General features: G+C 38.5%; 17 protein-coding genes. 6 read left to right on the top strand and 11 right to left on the bottom strand.

What is annotated here, in order from left to right; translation table 11 throughout:
• Positions 1-10 precede the first annotated feature (10 nt).
• From OCU30_RS00760 to OCU30_RS00750, 3 genes are read right to left on the bottom strand one after another with little or no spacing between them, the layout of a single operon-like run.
• Positions 11-2,173: a polysaccharide biosynthesis tyrosine autokinase gene (locus OCU30_RS00760; RefSeq protein WP_077313929.1), complete on the bottom strand. Its 2,163-nt coding sequence runs from the start codon at positions 2,171-2,173 to the stop codon at positions 11-13.
• Positions 2,174-2,189: 16 nt separating this feature from the next.
• Positions 2,190-2,630, bottom strand: coding sequence for an arsenate reductase/protein-tyrosine-phosphatase family protein (locus OCU30_RS00755; RefSeq protein WP_077313810.1), 441 nt, complete (start codon positions 2,628-2,630; stop codon positions 2,190-2,192).
• A 24-nt stretch (positions 2,631-2,654) separates the two neighbouring features.
• Positions 2,655-3,806: a polysaccharide export protein gene (locus OCU30_RS00750; RefSeq protein ID WP_077313812.1), complete on the bottom strand. Its 1,152-nt coding sequence runs from the start codon at positions 3,804-3,806 to the stop codon at positions 2,655-2,657.
• A 545-nt stretch (positions 3,807-4,351) separates the two neighbouring features.
• Between OCU30_RS00750 and OCU30_RS00745 the strand changes: the two genes are divergently transcribed.
• From OCU30_RS00745 to OCU30_RS00730, 4 genes are all read left to right on the top strand, one after another.
• Complete coding sequence (locus OCU30_RS00745) at positions 4,352-4,759, top strand: hypothetical protein (protein ID WP_077313814.1); 408 nt, start codon at positions 4,352-4,354, stop codon at positions 4,757-4,759.
• Positions 4,760-4,837: 78 nt separating this feature from the next.
• The gene (locus OCU30_RS00740; protein ID WP_077313816.1) at positions 4,838-5,539 is read left to right on the top strand and encodes a YjbF family lipoprotein; all 702 of its coding nucleotides are present in this window, start codon (positions 4,838-4,840) and stop codon (positions 5,537-5,539) included.
• 2 nt (positions 5,540-5,541) lie between these two features.
• Positions 5,542-6,315, top strand: a complete 774-nt coding sequence (locus tag OCU30_RS00735) for a capsule biosynthesis GfcC family protein (protein ID WP_077313818.1) — start codon at positions 5,542-5,544, stop codon at positions 6,313-6,315.
• Positions 6,312-8,516, top strand: coding sequence for a YjbH domain-containing protein (locus OCU30_RS00730; RefSeq protein ID WP_077313820.1), 2,205 nt, complete (start codon positions 6,312-6,314; stop codon positions 8,514-8,516). Before OCU30_RS00735 ends, OCU30_RS00730 begins: the two co-directional genes overlap by 4 nt.
• A 126-nt stretch (positions 8,517-8,642) precedes the next feature.
• Here OCU30_RS00730 and OCU30_RS00725 read toward each other — a convergent pair whose 3' ends face one another.
• Positions 8,643-9,188, bottom strand: coding sequence for a sugar transferase (locus OCU30_RS00725; protein WP_077313822.1), 546 nt, complete (start codon positions 9,186-9,188; stop codon positions 8,643-8,645).
• Entirely contained in the window at positions 9,185-10,162 is a 978-nt protein-coding gene (locus OCU30_RS00720) for a UDP-glucose 4-epimerase family protein (protein ID WP_077313824.1), read from the bottom strand. The genes OCU30_RS00725 and OCU30_RS00720 overlap by 4 nt, the downstream gene beginning before the upstream one ends.
• Before the next feature lie 167 nt (positions 10,163-10,329).
• Between OCU30_RS00720 and OCU30_RS00715 the strand changes: the two genes are divergently transcribed.
• Together OCU30_RS00715 and OCU30_RS00710 are read left to right on the top strand one after the other, a co-directional pair.
• The gene (locus tag OCU30_RS00715) at positions 10,330-12,204 is read left to right on the top strand and encodes a polysaccharide biosynthesis protein (protein ID WP_077313826.1); all 1,875 of its coding nucleotides are present in this window, start codon (positions 10,330-10,332) and stop codon (positions 12,202-12,204) included.
• Positions 12,204-12,965 (top strand): glycosyltransferase, encoded by a 762-nt coding sequence (locus OCU30_RS00710; RefSeq protein ID WP_077313828.1) that lies wholly within the window; start codon positions 12,204-12,206, stop codon positions 12,963-12,965. The genes OCU30_RS00715 and OCU30_RS00710 overlap by 1 nt, the downstream gene beginning before the upstream one ends.
• Here the strand turns inward: OCU30_RS00710 and OCU30_RS00705 are convergent.
• The 6 genes from OCU30_RS00705 to OCU30_RS00675 are packed head-to-tail and all read right to left on the bottom strand — an operon-like array spanning position 12,952 to position 20,414.
• On the bottom strand, positions 12,952-14,910 hold the full coding sequence (locus OCU30_RS00705) for a glucosyltransferase domain-containing protein (RefSeq protein ID WP_077313830.1): 1,959 nt from the start codon (positions 14,908-14,910) through the stop codon (positions 12,952-12,954). The two genes, OCU30_RS00710 and OCU30_RS00705, sit on opposite strands and share 14 nt — an antisense overlap.
• Positions 14,891-15,283: a GtrA domain-containing protein gene (locus OCU30_RS00700; RefSeq protein ID WP_159439112.1), complete on the bottom strand. Its 393-nt coding sequence runs from the start codon at positions 15,281-15,283 to the stop codon at positions 14,891-14,893. The genes OCU30_RS00705 and OCU30_RS00700 overlap by 20 nt, the downstream gene beginning before the upstream one ends.
• Positions 15,261-16,181 carry a WxcM-like domain-containing protein gene (locus OCU30_RS17285; RefSeq protein WP_077313833.1) on the bottom strand — a complete coding sequence of 307 codons (921 nt, stop codon included), beginning with the start codon at positions 16,179-16,181 and terminating at the stop codon, positions 15,261-15,263. The genes OCU30_RS00700 and OCU30_RS17285 overlap by 23 nt, the downstream gene beginning before the upstream one ends.
• A complete protein-coding gene (locus OCU30_RS00685; RefSeq protein ID WP_077313835.1) occupies positions 16,182-17,108 on the bottom strand; it encodes a glycosyltransferase family 2 protein in 927 nt (308 codons plus the stop codon).
• Entirely contained in the window at positions 17,101-18,210 is a 1,110-nt protein-coding gene (locus tag OCU30_RS00680) for a DegT/DnrJ/EryC1/StrS family aminotransferase (RefSeq protein WP_077313837.1), read from the bottom strand. The genes OCU30_RS00685 and OCU30_RS00680 overlap by 8 nt, the downstream gene beginning before the upstream one ends.
• A 17-nt stretch (positions 18,211-18,227) precedes the next feature.
• Positions 18,228-20,414: a glycosyltransferase gene (locus tag OCU30_RS00675; RefSeq protein WP_077313839.1), complete on the bottom strand. Its 2,187-nt coding sequence runs from the start codon at positions 20,412-20,414 to the stop codon at positions 18,228-18,230.
• Position 20,415: the final 1 nt, after the last annotated feature.

The raw sequence follows: 20,415 nt of genomic DNA, 5'->3' as shown, positions 1-20,415 counted from the left end.
ATTTGTTTTTTTAATATGAATAGTTGTAGTAGCCATAGCCATAATGGCTTGACGCTTTTTTCTCTATCGCATTAAAGATAACACCTTTAACTTCTATACCTGATTGCTCAAACCTAGCTCTCGCAACTTCAATTTCTTTGGCTGTATTGACACCAAAACGTGTCACCATAAGTGTGGTACCTGCTTTCGCTCCCACAATACTGGCATCGGTTACCGCAAGAACAGGCGGGGTATCGACAATCACTAAATCGTATTGCCCTGATGCCCAACCTAATAACTCATCTAAACGTTTATGCATTAAGAGTTCTGATGGGTTCGGTGGCACTTGCCCGCGGGTAATAACATCCAAGTTTTCAATTGCGGTGTTTTTCACTAGCACCTCAGTTTCTATCTTGCCGCTTAAGTAGTCAGATAAACCATTATCATTACTTAAACCTAACGCTTGTTGTAAATATCCTTTACGCATATCTGCGTCAATCAATAATACACGCTGACCTGTTTTGGCATAAACCGCGGCAAAGTTGGTAGAAACAAATGATTTACCAATACCAGGTGCCGGGCCTGAGATCATTAGAATATTATTGTTCGCCTCCATCATGGCAAAGTGCAAACTAGTTCTTAGCCCACGTAATGCCTCAATCGATAAATCAGCAGGATTAAGCTCTGCCAATAGATTCATTTCCTTAGTATTACTACGCAGGCGTTTCAATTTTTCTGCCAAGTTCATCTGTAATTCGGATTTAGGCACACTGGCATAAACTGATAGCCCTAGCTCTTCTATTTGATCTGGCGTTTCAATACCTTTATGCATTGCAGCACGTAAAAGAACATATGCAACACTCATTAAACCACCCAGAATCGTACAAATTAAAACAACAAGTAGTTTCTTTGGTTTAACAGGGTCAGAGAAAGTTTGAGCATGATCTATAATGCGTACGTTGCCAACTGTGCCGGCTTTAACGACATTTAGCTCCTCGACTTTATTAAGCAATTGTACATAAATCTGTTGATTCACTTGTACATCACGTTGCAAGCTTAAAATACGCTTTTGTGTTTCTGGTAGGTTCTCAATCTTTTTATTAAGCTTCGCTTTTTCACCTAATAGTGTTTGGCGCTTATCTAGTAAAGATTTGTATGCAGGGTGGTCTTTAGTGTATTTTTGGCTGATCTCTGCTTCCTTAAAGGTCAACTGATTCAGCTGTGCATCTAAGTTGACCATCACTTTAAGTGTCGACTCTGCTTCCATCGTTAAATCAACAGATTCACGCTTTTTACGGTAATCGTTAAGTTTGTTTTCTGACTCAATCAGCTTTGCTTTTAATTGAGGTAATTTTTCTTTTAAGAAATGAATACTTTGCTCTGCTTCTGCGGAATCACGCTCAACATTTTGCAAGAAATAACGCTGCGAAATGTTATCAAGCAAAGCTTCAGAAAAGTCAGCATTATCGGAAGTAAAACTTAAGCGAATAATACCTGTTTGCTTGCCTTGCTCTTCTGCAGATAAATGAGTTTTTAGCCATTGCACAGCATCAATACGGTTACGTTTTACAATTGAAAATTCAAAACCATCATCCGCTTGAATATCACTCACTTTGAGTACAAATCCGTGTCCAGCACTGGTTGCACCTACACGGCCTTTAAGTAGCACTTGAGCATTATCATCGACTAATTGATAAGTGCCCTGTTTACCGTTAATCACTTGAATATGGTATTCATGCGGCTCATGTTGATAACTGTCGGCAATATCAAATTGAGTGACTTTGATTTTTTGCTCATCATCGGTTAAACGCGCCCACCCTTTACCAATAACAGGGATATAGTTTGGCTTAACCACAGTGGTTAAATTAAACTTATCGACCGTGCCGCCTAACACCATGCGAGATCTGATAAGTTCAATTTCTGTATCGGCTGTCGATTCAGAAGAAAACATGTCACCTAAGTTTTCACTGACTACAGAAGAGAACCCACCTGAGCTTTTTTGTTCCACTTGAATTAAGGCATCCGATTGATAAATCGGTGTCGCGAGCAAAGCATACGCGACACCAATTAGCATAAACAAGCAAGTGACTATTACGATGACCCATTTGCCATCCAATAAGGTGCCAAACAGTTGGCCTAAATCTATTTCGTCTTTGTCAGTTGAGCTGACGGCTTTTGATCTTGAATCAGTCATAATTTTTATAGTCGTATTAAAGTTTGGCTCGCCAAGCATCGGCAGCTTGAACAATCAATTGGTAGGCGTAATCAAAAGCTTCTTTGCTTTGACGGTATGGATCAGGGATATCTTTTTGGCCTATCCATTGACCAAAGAGCATAGCTTTACCGCGTGCTTCCGGCGCTATCTCAGAGAGTGCGGATAAATGGCCTTTTTCCATCACTAAGATTAAGTCGTACTGTGCACACAATTCAGCGGTGAGCTGCTGAGATTGATGAGCGCTAATATCGACCCCATGCTCATCGGCCACTTGTACAGCCATGCTGTCTGCAGGTTTGCCAACCAATCCACTGCGCTTTGAGGCAATCCCCGCCGAGGCAATGTTTTTCTGCGGAAGTAAGGTTTGTAGGTAGCGCTCCCCTATTGGGGAGCGGCATATATTTCCGACACAAACCACAAGAATGTTATCAAACACGGTTATATCCTTATTGTGTTCCGGTTACGGCCAGTTTTTTAGACGTAGCATACCTTCAGTCAGGTTATTAAATCCGCTGATGGTTGGTACTAGTTGACTGATCAAACGATTCCAGCGTGCTACTGGTGCGGTGGTCACGTACACCACATCGTACGGTTTTAATTCAAACTCAGTGCCCATCACAAGTGCTGTCGCATCTTGCATATTAAGCTGATACACATCGGCAAGTGGTGTTTTGCTACCTTTGTGCTGTTTATTAGCCATGCCTGTACTGCGAATCACGAACACACCAGTGGCATCGGCTTGGGCTTCGTTAATCCCGCCTGAACTAGCCAACGCTTCGGTCAAACTCATCCCCGTACGGTCAATTTTTACTACTTGCGGTTTATCAACGCTGCCCATAATAAAGACTTTCTGCGCATCATTACGCGGCACGTGAATGATATCGCCTTTATGCAATAAACGGTTTTGTGTTAAATCGCCTTTTTGTACTAATGCATATAAAGAAAGGTGCTCTTCACTTCCGTGATGGCTTAGCGTTACGTTGCGCCAATCGGCATCTTTAGTGATACCGCCAGCACGGTTAATTGCATCAAGTAACGTTAACGGGATATTCGAGATAGGCTGTGGGCCCGGCTTGTTCACCTCTCCTGTTACGTAAGATTTTTGTGAACGAAACGCCGCAATGTTGACATCAACTTGAGGATCTTCAACGTATTTTTTAATCCGTTCAGTAATCAATGCTCGCACTTGTGTGACGGTTAAGCCCGTTACTTTTAGTTTACCAATGTATGGATAAAAAATCGTACCGTCAGAGTGAACCCAGTTCCCCGCCTCTTCCGAGCTACGGTAAGAACCGGCAGGAATGGTTAATTCAGGATGATCCCAAATAGTGACGTTGAGTACATCGCCTGGGCCAATTTTGTATTGGTAATCCGCTAGCTGCTTTTCCAAACCCGCATTAGGCTGAGTTTTTGGTATAAGCTGATGATACTTAAGTTCATTAATTAAGTTGGGAGTCAGAGGGTAAACATTGACACGTGAGGAGAGGGTATCGGCACTGTCGTCTGCGTTCCAAGCTATATTTTTATCGCTTGTCGTGAGATTAGAGCCGGGAATAGAGCATCCTGCAAGCGTGCAAGATACCAAAATAAGAGTGATCGACTTGTTTAACACACCAACTTCCTAAGATTTAAGATAATACGTCCTTTCGTCCGCTCATTCTTGGATATTGGTGTAGATACACCTCCGGCCATGAGCGTCGAGATAAGATATCGATAATTTCATCATTATGGCAAGAGATTTCTCTTAACCAACTAAACGTTTGCTCCAAAACTATTGTTTGAAACTTATTTATTTTATCCATATTGACTTACTATACTAGTCGGATAAATTTTTAAGCCAAAAAATTCATCGAGTTAGAATCAATATGTTTATTTATAATTTTAACAATTTTTTTATTTAAACACGCTACCGCCGAAGGACACCACATCCCCATGAGAGGAAGAGCTCTCGAAGTAACGATATTCAAAATTTAAAGCCGACGCATGATAGCGTGCGTAAGGTAAAATGTGAAGATGATTATGGTTAATCTACTGTTAGAGTTATGACTGTTTATATTTAATCTTGTTTACATTTCATTCAGATAATTTTATCTTATATGAGACTCAATATTTGAGTGAACATCGATGTTACTAACACGTTCTCCATGGAGATTTACTATGAAAAAAACAGCGATTGCATTACTAACAGCGTTAGTAATGAGTACAAGCGCGTATGCAGCGACTGAAACAAGTACAGCTGCAACAAGTGGCACCACTGGTAGTGGTACTGCTGGTACTACAGCAGGTACCACCGGTGCTAGTGCTGGAGCAACTGGTACTGCGACAACAACTGCAGCAACTGGCGCAGCCGGCACAGCAGCAGGTAGTGCGGCAGCCGCGGCTGGCGTTGCAACTGGTGCAGTGACAGCCACCGCTGTTGGTATTGCAGGCGCAGTTGTGGCTGGCGCGGCAATTGCTGCAGGTAGCGATTCTAATTCATCTGATGGTGAAACAAGCACGTCTACCAGCACGTCTACCAGTACCAGTACTTCAACCAGTACAAGTACTTCAGCAACTGCTCTATAAGCAGCGCTGTATTGTGACAAAACAACCGCCTATGCGGTTGTTTTTTTCTATCCTAAACTTATTATAAGTTCATTGTTCATGCGTCAGTTATTTCTTCTTATTCTATGTAGCCTATCACTACTGTTTCTTAGTGGATGTACATCAAGTGGCTCAGCACTTTCAAAAACCATGAGACTCGCCTTTTTGGGAACGGAAAATAATGAGATGTCCGTTCAAAAAATACAATCTTCTCCTTATGCTAATATTATTGTTCAAGAGAATGATAGTGCGTCAGCATTATTAGTATTAGCTTGGTCCGAAACAACTAAACACGATAAAAGTAATAATTCTCCACCCGCATTAAAATGGCTGTCATCTAATCATGAATTAATTATTACCCGTGCAGGAAGAATTATAAAAACGGTCAATTTAGGTCATGGTAATATTACTCAACTCCGCGCTAATAAACCTGATCCTTTAACTTTAGGTTTACAAAAACCAACAACACCGAAACAATGGCATTATCAACTTTCTTGGCAACCTGGTAATCATCACCGTTATCAAGCTACCTCATCTTTTACCAACCTAGGAAGTACTACACTCAACACCCCTCTCAAAGGAGAGCAAACTGTGCTCGCGTTTTCGGAATCGGTTTCGATTCCTTTGCTCGATGAGTCTTACACCAATTACTATTGGCTTAATCCTCAATCGGGGCATGTAGTAAAAAGCCAGCAACATTTAGCGCCCAAATTACCCATGCTGACGATTACTGAAGCTAAACCCTTTGTTGGAGGCCATTAGTCATGTCTTTTTTTAAGTGTACAGCGTCTACATTATTGCTTTGTACTATTGCTGCAACGACCGCTTATGCCCAGCAACCCAAAACGACTGTCAAAGTAGTATTAGATGATAACGCCAAAATACAAGTGAGCTTTGCAAAACAACCACGGGTCTCTCAATCAGTCTTTACAGCATTACAACAACTCGATACCTCAACACTCGATATTCATTGGCAATCGAGCGGGTTGTATGATGTGTCTTCTCCTTTAGCGCTAAAACAAGAAACACTGATGCGCTTGGCAAACGAAGAAGATTTTGCCCCTATGTCGCAAAAAAATCATTGGCACAAATTACGACAAACCATTCGAGAGATGCGCTTTGGTCACAAAATCACAACACCAATTGATCCCGATGCAACACGCATCAATGCAGCAGTCAACCCGCTTATCTCTGGGCAATGGGTGTTAAATTTACGGACTCATGCAGACTCTGTCTTAGTGCTAGGGAATGTGAAAAATGAGGGCGAGCAACCTTGGCGCCAACGCCAAGATGCCAAAACGTATGCTGACTCTGCCGGCTTATTAACCAATAGCCTCTCCAAACTGACTGTCATTCAACCCAGTGGCCAAGTAGAAACTCATAAGATTGCTTATTGGAACCGTGATTTTCACGAGGTTGCGCCTGGTGCCATTGTTTATGTTTCTATGCCACATGCCCATACGTGGTTTGATGTGGATAAACCTAACGTCAGTACTAATCAAGTTGTTGTTGAATTATTGAGAAACCGATTACCATGAAACCAAGACATTATTCCCCCAAGCGCTTTACTCAATACCCAATAATCGCTTCTCTGGCTGTGTTAACTCTAACTAATATACCTACCGCTTACGCGGATGAGTTTTCAGCGCCCCAGTTACACCATTCACAAACCGATTTTGGTGGTACCGGGCTTATGCAAATGCCGTCTGCACGTATGATGCCAGAAGGCGAGTTAAGTTTAGGCGTCACCAATAATGCTGAATATTTGCATTATCACCTATCATTGCAACTGTTTCCTTGGTTAGAAACTACCGCTCGTTATACGCAAGTGCATGATTTATTATATAGCCAAAGTGAAAGCTTTAGTGGTGATACGGAATACACGGATAAAAGCTTTGATGTAAAATTACGAGTGTTAAAGGAAGGTTACTACCTACCAGCGCTTTCTGTTGGCCTCCGTGACTTTGGTGGTACTGGCTTATTTGACGGTGAGTTTATTGCAGCCAGTAAGCAAGTCGGCCCATTCGATTTTACTTTAGGTTTAGGTTGGGGTTATATCGGTAATCGTGCCAATTTAACCGGTGATAACTCAGTGTCTGTCGATTGTCAACGTAACTCAGGGTATAAAGGTAATGGCGGTAGCTTTGATATTGATCGCCTCTTTACCGGATGTACCTCAGTCTTCGGTGGCATAGAATATCAAACACCGTATGCCCCGCTTTCGTTAAAAATTGAGTACGATGGGAATGATTATCGCAGTGACTTTCCTGTCACACGTGGACGTATTTCAATGCCACAACCGACTCCATGGAACTTTGGCGCGGTGTACGCATTTACTAATTGGGGACAATTACAGGTAAGCTATGAGCGTGGCAATACGGTTACCGCTGGTTTTACCATGCATACCAACCTATCCAACCTCGATCAAGTGTGGGTAGATGATGAGAAGCCTCGCTATGCCCCTCAAAGCAGTAAGCAACAGTTAACCGACCAAGAATGGCAAACACTCACGACAGATCTACATAAAGTTGCGGGGTTCTCTCATCCGAAAATATACAAAGATGGTGAAACAGTGACAGTCACTGGAACTCAATCTAAATACCGTGAACGTAAAGAAGGCGAAGAACGTGCTGCAACCTTGCTTGCTAACACAGGTATTGATGCAAAAACCTATCGCTTTGTTGAATTAGCCCAACGCCAACCTATCACTGAAACCAGAATCGATACTGCGTCGTTTAAACAGGTTAAAGAGCATGACTACCCAGGCGCACGCTTTGAAGACTCTCGTGAAACCGGTAATCCAGTCGCGGTTACTGGCCAAAAAATGGCTGGCAATGAACAAAACCTCTATTACGGGATCGCGCCTAAGTTACAGCAATCCTTTGGTGGCGCTGAAAACTTTTATTTATATTCTGTTGGTGTTGTCGGTGGCGCTTCGTACCACCTAGGTAACCATTGGCTTTTCTCAGGCAGCTTCTACGGTAATATCATTGATAATTACGATCAGTTTAACTATGAGGTTCCGCCAGATGGCACCAATGTTAAACGTGTCCGTACGCTAAACCGCGAATATTTCTCTAAAACACTGCGTTTAGATACCTTGCAGGTTAACTACTTTGATCGCTTGAGTACGAATTTTTATGGTCAAGCTTATGCTGGGTATTTAGAGTCGATGTACGCGGGTGCAGGCGGTGAACTGCTGTATCGTCCGTTAGGTTCAAACTGGGCATTAGGGGTCGATGCCAACTATGTTAGGCAGAGAGATCCCGATACTTATACTGGCCTATTCAAAGAAGAGCGTCACTATGATAGCGAAACAGGGCAATCCTATCGCGTACAAACTGGCGTCGCCACTGGGCATGCGACATTATATTGGCAGCCAAAATTCTGGAATGCGTTTGATAATACGCTGGTACAAATCAGTGCAGGACGCTATCTTGCCGAAGATGTCGGTGTGACCGTCGACTTTTCGAAACAGTTTGATAGCGGTGTGATAGCCGGTGTATTTGCAACTAAAACCGATATGTCGGCGGAAGAGTTTGGTGAGGGGAGCTTTAATAAAGGGTTCTATGTGTCGATTCCTCTGGATATCATGACTGTGACACCAACGAAGAATCGCACCACAATTTCGTGGCTACCACTGCAACGTGATGGCGGTCAGATGCTGGGACGTCAATACTCATTATATGGTATGACTGATTCGCGAGCCCCTTGGTACGCAAGGCCACCAATGCATTAAAATCTAGCTATTCACATCAGGCCTCAGCACCCGCTGGGGCCTCTTTTTATCTAGAGCACACTCTATTAATAGCACTGAACTTAGATATAACCATTCATAAGCCTGCCTAGTTTGCTGAGCCACTATTTACACTCTATCACCGGTGCCAGCACCCAAGACTGTTTTGACTATATATGAAAAATAGAGGGAGACCGTCAAAGACTCTAACATCTTTGCATCTAACTCCGCTAACCGCGTTGGTGTGCTCATATCGACGTCCTCAATCTGCGCTAACCCGGTAATACCAGGTCTTGCTGTAAATACATTACGTATTTCTCGCGCTTCAATGACGTCTTGTTGATTGGCTAAACACGGACGCGGTCCCACTAAACTCATGTCGCCTTTCACCACATTAATTAATTGTGGTAGTTCATCCAGTTTAGTTTTACGTAAAAAACCGCCCAAGGGAGTTACAGAGCTTTTACCAACCAAATGTGTAGCCACCGATTGAGTATCGACAGGCATGGTACGAAACTTAATTAAGGTAAACAGGTGGCGATTTTTACCAACACGTTGCTGGAAGAAGACGGGAGAACCAGTATCAAAGTAACCAATCAGGCAAATGATCAGTAAGACTGGCCAAAGTAAACACAGCCCGATTAAGGCCAATAAAAAATCAATCACTCGGATCATAGGTGTGCTCCATATTCTTTATGCGAAGATTTCTGCGCTTGATAATAATCCACTGTAGATTGAATACCGTGTGCTAAGGCCACTGGCGGCTGCCAATTTAATATTCGCTGTGTATGCTGTAGATCAACTTGTAAATTAGCTGTCAGCTTCTCTGCGATATCCCCTTTACCGAGCATACGTAATAACATCACTAATAAATGGCTAGGTACGGGCAACAAACGGCTTCTTTTTCCTAAACTACTAGCGATTAAACGTAACAACTCGGTGGTCGACACATCATCATTATCGGAAACCAAAAAAGTCTGATTCACCGCTTCCGGATGTTCAGCGGCCGTAGTAATTAGTGATACAAGGTTATCAATAAACACCATACTACGCTGATTTTTTATCCGCCCTAACGGTAGCGGTATACCTTTGTCTATCCATTGAATCATGGATAAAAAGTTGGCTTTGACTTCTGGACCATAAACCAGTGGGGGGCGGATAATCACTACCTCCATTCCGGTTTCTTGCGCGATTTCCCTCAGCCCTTGCTCGGCATGATATTTACTCGCCCCGTAAGGATCTAGAGGAATAGGTGGAAACTCTGCGGTAAAAGGCTGCCCTGGTTCGGTTTGCTCACCATTGACTTTGATCGAACTAAGAAAAATAAATCGCTTAACTCCTGCTTGAGCGGCTTGGCGCGCCAGATTCAAAGTTCCATGGGTATTGACCTCGAGATAAGCTTTGGATGCGATCTCTGGACTTTCATCCATTTGATGTACTCTTGCCGCACAATGTATCACCACCTCTTTTTCATATAAGCATGAAGACCAATCTGTTTGCGAATCGATAGATAAACAATGCACCGAATACGTAAGCTTAGTCGAAGGCAGCGTTCGGCATTGCCCCTCTATCTGCCACTTGAAATGAGCGCCGTGTTTGGCGACAGCAGAGCCGACAAACCCCGTCACTCCGGTTATCAGTACTTTCAAATAGTATCTCCATATAAGTATCAGATTCTTTTAGTAATTATGGCATATTTAAACATAATCTAACTGGTAAAACAGAACGTTAGTGCTTAAACTAACCTCATAATGATATAAATACCAACCCATCTTGGATACTGGTTATTCTTACATATGGAAGGACTCTATCGTCAATGCTCTCACCTCTCCAGACGTTACTCGAAACTAATAGAAAAAATAAACGCATAATATCAATATCTTATGATGTAGTGGCCATTGTTATCTCACTATATTGCTCGATTGCTTTGCGCTTAGATATGCTTTGGTTTCCGTTAGGCATCAATGAAATTATCACTTTGTTGGTGACGACGTGTGTCACTTTGACGTGCTTTGTACGGCTAGGTATGTATCGTGCGGTGCTGCGCTACATGATGTTACCGGCGATCGGCTATATATTCTTATCCGTCATCATTTCCTCAATAACATTAGCGTTGAGTGGTTTTTTTCTGCATGCTTTTATCCCTCGCAGTGTGCCATTCATTTATGTTGGCTTAGCAACGCTTTTCCTTGGTGGGCCAAGGATTTTAATTCGTACTATTTACTACCATTATTATAAACGTAAAAAACCCAATGTGTTCATCTATGGTGCTGGCACAACAGGACGCGATCTGGCTTATACATTAATTCAAGGTAACGACTATCACCCCGTGATTATGCTCGATGATGATCCTGCGAAAGCAGGACAAATTATTTTAGGGATACGCGTGCATCACAGTAGTGATTTTCCTCGGCTTCAGACTCTTTATGATCCCGTCAAACTTTTACTGGCCATTAATAATATTAACCGTGGCGCACGATTACGATTAGTCGAAAAATTGTCCACTTGGCCGATAGCCTTGCAATCGGTCCCTTCTGTCGATGATATTGCAACCGGCAAAGCACGACCGACTGACATTCAAGATCTGGATGTCGGAGACTTATTAGGTCGGGCTCCTGTCGATCCTGATACTAACTTACTGGCTAAAAATATCGCTGAACAACATGTCATGGTCACTGGTGCGGGTGGCTCTATTGGCTCTGAGCTGTGCCGACAAATTTTAACTCAACGCCCTAAAACACTCGTACTATTTGAACTCAATGAATACAACCTCTATCGTGTTGATCAAGATTTACAGAAACTGAAAAAAAATCTATCGCTCGACACCGCTATCATCACAGCACTGGGATCGGTACAAAACAAACACCGCTTATTCAAAATTATGACGCACTATGGTGTTAATACCGTTTACCATGCTGCTGCCTATAAACATGTCCCATTAGTAGAAAGTAATGTCATAGAAGGATTACGTAACAATGTGTTTGGTACATTAGCTTGTGCGCAAGCCGCCATTCAAGCCAAAGTGGAACATTTTACGTTAATTTCAACCGATAAAGCTGTCCGACCAACCAACATTATGGGCACGACTAAACGCCTCGCTGAACTGGTGTTACAGGCGCTTTCTGAAACCCAGCAGCATACGATATTTACCATGGTTCGATTCGGCAATGTATTAGGGTCATCCGGTTCCGTTGTGCCATTATTCAAATCTCAAATCCGCGCGGGCGGTCCAGTTACCGTCACGCATCCAGATATCATTCGCTACTTCATGTTGATCCCTGAAGCAGCACAACTGGTCATCCAAGCGGGTGCGATGGGCATTAATGGCCAAGTGTTTGTGCTGGATATGGGCGAGCCTGTCAAAATTCACGATTTAGCGAAGCGTATGATCCATCTCATGGGAATGAGCGAATATTATGATGGTTACAGTGACGATGGCGATATAGAAATTCAATTCACGGGTTTACGACCTGGTGAAAAGCTCTACGAAGAGCTATTGATTGGCGATAATGTCGAAGGAACCAGTCATCAAAAAATCATGACCGCATGTGAGGACAAACTCTCGTGGGACGCCATGAATGCCTTATTAATTGAACTAGATGAATGTTGTGATTCTTTTGATGTTAACTGTGCGGTACGCATCATTGCTGAAGCTCCAACAGGCTACTCGCCAAGCAAAGGAACATGTTAATGAACTTGTTTATCTCCGTCGTCAATCATCACCATGATGACTTAATTATACAATTCGATACGCTACGCAATCTCTCTCTTCACTATTCGGTGATAGTGAAATCAAATACTGAACCTAGCCCTCTTCTTCGTGAGTATTGCGAGCGTCATGCCATTCATCTTATCACTGACAACAAAACGAAAGGGTTTGGTGCGAACAATAACGATGTTTTTCACTTTGCACAGCAGCAGTTAGGAATGACGCTAGAAGACTATTTTTTAGTCTTAAACCCAGATGTTATCATCGATAAGAGTATGATTACCAAACTACTGAAGCTAGTAGAGCAGCATCAATCCGATATCGCCGCCATTAATCTCTATAAAGATAAAGAGAAGACCATTTTTGATCACTCCATTCGCCGCAGTCACTCACTCCTTAATCCATTAAAATCACTGCTAGGCCTACCTCGCAACGATATTTATGATAAAGCATCCATACACTCGCCCCAAGAGATAGACTGGGCTGCAGGATCATTTTTGCTTTTCTCCGCTCAATGCTATGAGCAGCTCAATGGTTTTGATGAAACCTATTTTATGTATTTTGAAGATGCAGATATTTGTATGAGAGCGAAAAAAAAGGGAAACACAATAAAGTATTTCCCTCAAATCGAAGCCATTCATCTCGCTCAACATGCCAATAGAAAGCTATTTTCTAAGCATTTTTATTGGTATCTTAACAGCCTGATTAGATATCATGTTAAAAGTATACTTACATATTATTAACGTCTACTGAAAAATTATTGATAGGTGTCTTATGATTTGAAGGATCAACTCTCAATCCATTTTTAAAAAGATAAGACGGTAAATTAATAATAATACTCGGATTAGATGCTAGAATATTTATTCTTATCATGTTATTTGCACTATATCCTTCATTAGCAGTACGTTTAAAATATATTTCTACTGTATCATCGTGCTCATAATCTCCTTTAATCGATAAAGATATTTCACTATTTTTTGAATTATTGTTAAAATTAGGCAGAATTATTTGAGAATCGGAACTTAGAGGGAAAAGAACACCATTTCTATATCTAGCATTAACTAATCGACTTTCTTTCAAAATATGACTATCTAACATTTCCATATCTTTATCATATGATTGGATCGAGAACTTAATAGACTGTGGATTATATGTAACTAAACAAGAGTCGGGTATATTATTTTTTTTGAAAATTGAACACATAGTTCTTACTTGCGCTTCAGAATAGTCAGACACTTTTATAACCACGGCACCAGAAATAATACGAACAGACCCATTCTCAGGCCAATTTGGCATATCTCTTATTTGATTAAAATCAGATTGTAACATCAGAGGATTTGCAAACCTAAACTCATCAAAACCCATAGTATTAAACAGTCTTGCTACATTTAAAAGTTCGTTATTCCCCCAAGAGAAGAAGCTTTTTCCTATATTTTCAATTTCTCTATTATACTGATTCTCCTTCCTTCCCATGAAACCCACCAAGTGAACTGGAATTTTATTTTTTGATAATAGCAGTTCAGTATAACCAGGTTTGTTATAGATTCTTTCAATCATCATACTTCCTACTCTTTGATCATAATTCCATGCATTCTTACTGACAAATGATAATTTATTAACAGAAATTATGTTAAATAAAACAGAAAAAATAGAAAGTCCGATAAATAATTTATTTTGATAATGACTAAGAACGATGAAAGACAAAAAAGATACAGCAAGAGGTAATGCGATAAGTGTCCTAGTTGGTATATCAACAGGAGATAATAAATTAAGAGTGAAAGGACATAATATAATAACTAATAACTTGAATATTGTTACTATCTTACTATTAGGAATTATTTTTTTATGGTTAATAAAAGAGAACAAAACACTAAAAAATAATAATATCACCAAAAAATAGTTATGACTGATAAATTTACTATAAGAGAATGTGTAAAAACTAAATACATGATGAAAAAAATTAGTGAATAATATTAATAAACTTTGTTTGTCAAACTTGTAACTAACAAAGCTAGAAACATAAGAGTTAGCCTCTACATTATTAATTAATACAAAAAATTTAACGGAAAAATAATAAATTACGATAGATAATAAAATGCCAATAAATAATTTTAAAAATAATTTTCCTAAATTATTATGACTACGGAAAAACAAAGAAATCATAAACATAACAATAAATACTGTTAAAGAAGATTGATATAAAGCTATAGAAATTGTTAAAGCCAAAATAGCTATTAAATTTTTTAAAAAACTATCACTTAAAAAATATAAAACTGAAAAGTAAGTTAATATATATATAAATCCTAAAGAGTAAGAAATAGTGCTAAAATCATAAAAATATATCAGGGATGGATAAGAAAGAAAAACTATCAATGAAAACAATAACGCTTTGAATGTACTCTCTCTCCTAGAAAAAAGGAATAGCTTTATAACTACAATTCCACATAAAACAGATGAAATATAAATACCTACAAATGGCAATACGGGGTTAGATGAATAGAACATGTTTAAATAGAACATACCCCAACGACCTTGCCGCAACCAATTATAATCGACTGTCACTGATTGAACACTTCTCAATTCATCATAAGTTAAAGGAAACGATGATAAATAGAAAAAATAAACAACAATAGGTGCAATAAAAATCGTTGCATAAATAAGCCAGTGATCAATTTCTTTCTTTAACATTATTTAATCTCTTTAAAAAAACTCTCAACATTACATAATTAAAAATTGTCGTTACTATTAAAACAATAAATATCACAAATCTTTTATCTAATTTTTCATAAACTAAGTGCTGAGTTAAAAAAGCACCTATAAATAAAGAAATCAAATAAACCAATCCTGTTACCGCAATAGTATTTTTCGAAAGTCCAACTTCGAATACATACTTGGGATAGAATAATAATATAAATATAAATCCTAATAACCAAGAGATAGAGTAAGAATAAACAGCAGGAATAAAAAACAATAATAATTGATATATAAAAATAGTTGATATTGTATTAATAAGCCCAACGGAAATGAATTTAGTAAAGCTATGATTTTTCAATATATTCACAAAACTCATCATATTCTCTTATATAATCTGAATTATCATAGGGTTCCGAAGCATAAACTAATAGCACGGCATCTGAACTAAATTTATATTGGATTCCCCATACTTTATTGGGTATGAACAAACCTATATCTGGAGAATTAAGTTTAACTTCTTGACGATTAACTCCATCATCAACAACCACAGAAAGCGTTCCCGATATCGCTATCAAAAATTGCTCACAACTCTTATGAGCATGCTCACCTCTAACCTTATCAGTTTTTACTGAATGTACGAGAAAAGAACGTTGAGGAACGAATGGTAAGTCTTTCTCATACTCCATAGCAGTCAAATCTCCCCTCATATCACTAAAGGAAGGTAACGTTACTAATTTGCAACCTGATACACTCATTACTGAATTATTACTAGCTCCCTGATAATTAGAACTATTACAAATGAGGCATTCAGTATTATAATTAATAATTTTTGCTGGATTACCCACAACTGTCGCGTAAGGAGGAACTGAACGAGTGACAACAGAACCCGCTCCAATCATCGCACCTTTGCCAATAGTAAGTCCCGGTAAAATCGTCGCGTTAGCGCCCAAAGATGCTCCCTGCTCAATAATCGTCTTAGCAAACTCTTCAGGATAACACTTTGATCGTGGATACTTATCATTTGTAAAAGTAACATTAGGACCGATAAATACATTGTCATGAATCGTAATACCGTCCCATATTTGAACGCCGCACTTTATTGTTACATTGTTTCCAAGACTAACCTTGTTTTCAATAAAAACGTTATCACAAATATTACAATTCTCACCAATTACAGCACCTGGTAGAACATGAGCAAAAGCCCATATATTTGTTCCTTCGCCTATTTTATCAGATTCGCATAACGCCTCATCATGAACAAACATTTAATCTTCCTTATCCTTTTTAAAATATAAAGGCCTCTTCTTGGAGTTTTCTAAAATCCTCCAAATGTAGCACCCTAATATGCCTTGTGAAAATAAAACAGAACACCCAAAAACAGTAATCAATAAACTCTGCGAAGCAAACCCTGGTTGTTCTATATCTCCCAAAGCATAAGCAATGAAAATAATGAAAATATAGAATATAGATAACACTAGTCCTATAAAACCAAGAGAAAGCAGAAGTATAATTGGAAAATCCGTATATGAAAAAATACTATCTAACATATACTTAAAACGTTTTTTAAAACTCCAAGCGCTTTTTCCTTCAACACGCTCTAATCGCTCGTAAGGAATGAATCCTCTTCTAAAGCCAACCCAGAATAGCTGTGCGACTAAAGAACTATTGATCTCTTCAATAGCAATGACACTATCTCTAACTTTCTTATTACATCCAAATATATCCACTCCACCTTTAGGCATATCCGGTTCTACAATCTTACGGTATAAAGACCAATATACATTTGATAAAAGAGACTTCATCGGTGGATCTTTTCGGGACATACGCTGACCAAAAACAACGTCGTAGCAGTCATTTTCTAATCCCTCAAAAAAATCCAAAATAAGAGATGGTGGCTCCTGTAAATCTGCAGCCATAACTGCTATATACTTACCCTTAGCTTCTTCTAAGCCAGCTCTAATAGCGGTAAATGAACCGTAATTTTTACTTAATGATATCACACTTGAGTTACGTACAAATTCATGCCTTATTTCATTGATTAATTGCTCTGATCGATCTGGAGAACCATCGATAACGAATATAAATTCGCATCGATAATCTAACTTTAGATCAATTTTTCTCAATGCTATAAATAAGGAACTAATGTTATCCTCATTTTTATATATTGGAACTATTAAAGAGTAATCAATCATTATTCCAATTCCTCAAAGCATCACAAACAATATCGATTTCTTGATCGCTCATCGTTGGAAAACATGGCAATGTAACTATCTTATCTTGAGCCGCATAAGATTTGTCTAAGGAATTTTTATTGGAATAGTCCCAAGCCGGCTGTTCAACATCTAATAATGGGTAATGAATATCTGTAGAAATACCCTTTTCTTTCATATAGTTAATAAAAACATCTCTATTATTTACCATAACAATAGCTAAGTGAACAACATTAGACTCATCTAAAGAATGAAATAACGTTATATCTTTACTAGAACTTTCTATATAACGCCTATAAATTTCTCTTCTTTTACTATTCCAGCGGTCCAGATCCGGTAATAACGATATTAATATCGCTGCATGTAACTCATCCATCCTTGAGTTTCTTGATGAGTGTATTTCTATATTGTATTTACCATTCCACCCATATTGAGATATTTGTGAAGCTAACTTATATATGTCTATATTTGATGTGACAATAGAACCAGCATCGCCAACGGTACCTAAATTTTTGGTTGGATAAAACGAGAATGTTGCAATATCGCCGAAACTACCAACGCGTTGGCCGTTAATTTTCGCCCCATGTGCTTGCGCACAATCTTCTACGATTTTAACGTGATGATAGCCAGCATTATCTAGCTCCTCTCTAACGGCAGGGACATCAACCGCCCTACCATATAGATGGGTAACAACAACAGCGATAGTGTTATCAGATAAGTGCTCGCTCAACTGCGATATATCCATTAATAAATTATGTTCATCAATATCAATATAAATAGGTTTTAGACCAACTAATTGACATGCTGTACTTGTATAGCCACCGGCATTAGCGACTGAGATAACCTCACCATTCGCAACATGTGAAGTCTTTGATAAGCAACGTAAAGCTATCTCTAGCGCATCTGTGCCATTAGCAACGGGTAAACAATACTCAACACCTATAAACTCAGAAAAAATACGTGAAAACTCTTCAGTATATTGACCATTTAGCCATCTACCACTACGTATAATGTTTTTAAATTCCTCTAAAGAATTCGATATTATCAACTCGGATAATCTTGACGTATCATTAATAGCAATCATAAAATCCCTTTATATATTCATTTAGTATTTATAACATCATGCATTGGTTTTGCGCTTAACAATCTTTTTATTTTTCTTTGAATTGGAGAAGGAATGATATAAGATATATAGCCAAAAATTTTCGTTTGTCTCAAACTCCATAATATCCTTAATAGTTTCTCTTTTTTATTCAAAGGCGAATAAGAAGAACATCTCAAATTATTAGTGAGCTTTTTAATAGTCGCAATATTATATGCATTGAGTTCTTTTTTAGGAAATGACAGATATGATTTTTTATAGAATAGACTCTCATAATTTTCATATTCAAAGTCTACTGCCTGTCTTTTTGAAATAAAGCTTTCTACATTATCACCTTTTAAATAATGTCTCCAAAAATCTAAAAGTTTACTATTATCTAAGTCATTACGTAATAATAAACCCCCTTTTTTATCAAAAATACGTTCACTAAACGCACCTAAATTTGGACATACAACAGGAAATGATAATGATAATGCCGTGGATAACGTATAGCTATACGTTTCGGGCCACTTAGCAGGAAACCATATAACATCGGGATTTAGCGCTGTAATCTTGCTTTGAAGTTTCTCATTATCATAAGGTCCATGAGAAATGACTGATCTCAAAGGTCGATATGCATAACCAATTAAATGAAACTCAGCCATATCTATGTTTTTTGCAATGAATTCTAGTTCATCAGCACCTTTTTCTTTACTCAAAGCCCCAATGACAAGTATTTTTTTACAGTTACCAATGTTATGTTCTATTAAATCTAGTGGACTTTCCTTTTTATAGTCTAAGTGATAACAAACAACACTTTTATCTTTTATAAACGGATACTCTTTCTCGAATCTAATATATGTATCAATGCTAGGGAAGATAACTTTTTCAGATAAGGATAATATTTTTTTACTATTATCTACAAATTCATTCAACGTTTTTTCTATTGGAGATCGTTTTAAGCATTGAATATCTCTATCTTTTTCATCACCAACAAATTTTCCATTTAAATCAGTCAGAGTCGGATTACCATTAAATAAGTAATAGTCATGTATAGTCAAATACAGCCTTAGGTCTAAATTTTCAATTAAGGTAAATAAGTAATCTGGAATATTCATCGTATGATGACAATGGACCAAATCTATATTCAATACTTTAATAAATTCATCAAGAAGATCTCGTTCAACATCAGTATTAATAATATGCGTGTCATTAATACTATTACCAGAAAAATATTTAATATTTACACCATTTAACTCATCAGCTGGTGATAATATAATAAAGTCAATCTTATTACTATATTGATTAATCAACTCATCGATATGATATTTGACTCCTCCACCTAAATTATGAGTAATTAATAGTATCTTTTTATTTTCACTTTTATTAAGGTAAGATAGAAGAGCAGTCATTCTAGTCACTTTGGCAGGATCTTTAGCAATAAAATCCATTACTTGACTGTTATAAGTAGGATGTAATTTATCCATTAACTTTAGTGCATTTTCTTTACGAGGATCACCTTCTTCTGCGAAACTGACGCCACCTTTGTGAAAAACAAATACATTTTTTTGATGATAGTTCATCCATCCTTTCTGTTGTGCTCTCTGGCACCAGTCATTCTCCTCACCGTAACCTTTACCAAAAGTTTCCTCATCAAAGTACCCTACGTCGTCGAGAGCTGTACGTGACAAATACATGCAAAACCCAACTCCCGTGGGGACTTTAACTAAAGTATCCTCATCATCTAGTTGTGAAAAAATATGGTCTATTTCATCAACTCTCAATCCCGCGAATAATTCGTTATCTTCACAAAAATTAGGAAAACTACATATTGTCGCATTATTAGAAAATGGCGTAATACTACCAATATTCGTACGACTATATGCAGCATTACGCATACGCTCTAACCAATCACTATTGGGTACTTCTACATCACTATTAAGTAACAATACATCGTGACTTGGATTTAAAGACATACCTTTATTAACTGTACCAACAAAACCTAGATTTTTTTTGTTTTCTAATAAAGTGAATCCGAAAAGTGATGCGTGCTTTATAAGCCAATTAGATAATTCAGGCTCCGGTGAACAGTCATTAATCACAATAATTTCAGCCCAACTCGGTAAAGAATTCACCGTTGACTCTATACATTCTTTTGTTTCGTCAAAACCTCTATAAACCGGTATAATTACATCTAATTTTTTCATA

It is taken from the genome of Vibrio palustris, assembly GCF_024346995.1.
GTDB lineage: Bacteria > Pseudomonadota > Gammaproteobacteria > Enterobacterales > Vibrionaceae > Vibrio > Vibrio palustris.
The sequence above is the reverse complement of the archived record's forward strand: the minus strand, read 5'-3'. Positions and strand labels throughout refer to the sequence as shown.

Excerpts from the sequence above, each read along its gene's own strand:
- OCU30_RS00760 (WP_077313929.1), bottom strand. The coding sequence starts at position 2,173 with ATGACTGATTCAAGATCAAAAGCCGTCAGCTCAACTGACAAAGACGAA.
- OCU30_RS00745 (WP_077313814.1), top strand. The coding sequence starts at position 4,352 with ATGAAAAAAACAGCGATTGCATTACTAACAGCGTTAGTAATGAGTACA.
- OCU30_RS00740 (WP_077313816.1), top strand. The coding sequence starts at position 4,838 with ATGCGTCAGTTATTTCTTCTTATTCTATGTAGCCTATCACTACTGTTT.
- OCU30_RS00735 (WP_077313818.1), top strand. The coding sequence starts at position 5,542 with ATGTCTTTTTTTAAGTGTACAGCGTCTACATTATTGCTTTGTACTATT.
- OCU30_RS00730 (WP_077313820.1), top strand. The coding sequence starts at position 6,312 with ATGAAACCAAGACATTATTCCCCCAAGCGCTTTACTCAATACCCAATA.
- OCU30_RS00725 (WP_077313822.1), bottom strand. The coding sequence starts at position 9,188 with ATGATCCGAGTGATTGATTTTTTATTGGCCTTAATCGGGCTGTGTTTA.
- OCU30_RS00715 (WP_077313826.1), top strand. The coding sequence starts at position 10,330 with ATGCTCTCACCTCTCCAGACGTTACTCGAAACTAATAGAAAAAATAAA.
- OCU30_RS00710 (WP_077313828.1), top strand. The coding sequence starts at position 12,204 with ATGAACTTGTTTATCTCCGTCGTCAATCATCACCATGATGACTTAATT.
- OCU30_RS00705 (WP_077313830.1), bottom strand. The coding sequence starts at position 14,910 with ATGTTAAAGAAAGAAATTGATCACTGGCTTATTTATGCAACGATTTTT.
- OCU30_RS17285 (WP_077313833.1), bottom strand. The coding sequence starts at position 16,181 with ATGTTTGTTCATGATGAGGCGTTATGCGAATCTGATAAAATAGGCGAA.
- OCU30_RS00685 (WP_077313835.1), bottom strand. The coding sequence starts at position 17,108 with ATGATTGATTACTCTTTAATAGTTCCAATATATAAAAATGAGGATAAC.
- OCU30_RS00680 (WP_077313837.1), bottom strand. The coding sequence starts at position 18,210 with ATGATTGCTATTAATGATACGTCAAGATTATCCGAGTTGATAATATCG.
- OCU30_RS00675 (WP_077313839.1), bottom strand. The coding sequence starts at position 20,414 with ATGAAAAAATTAGATGTAATTATACCGGTTTATAGAGGTTTTGACGAA.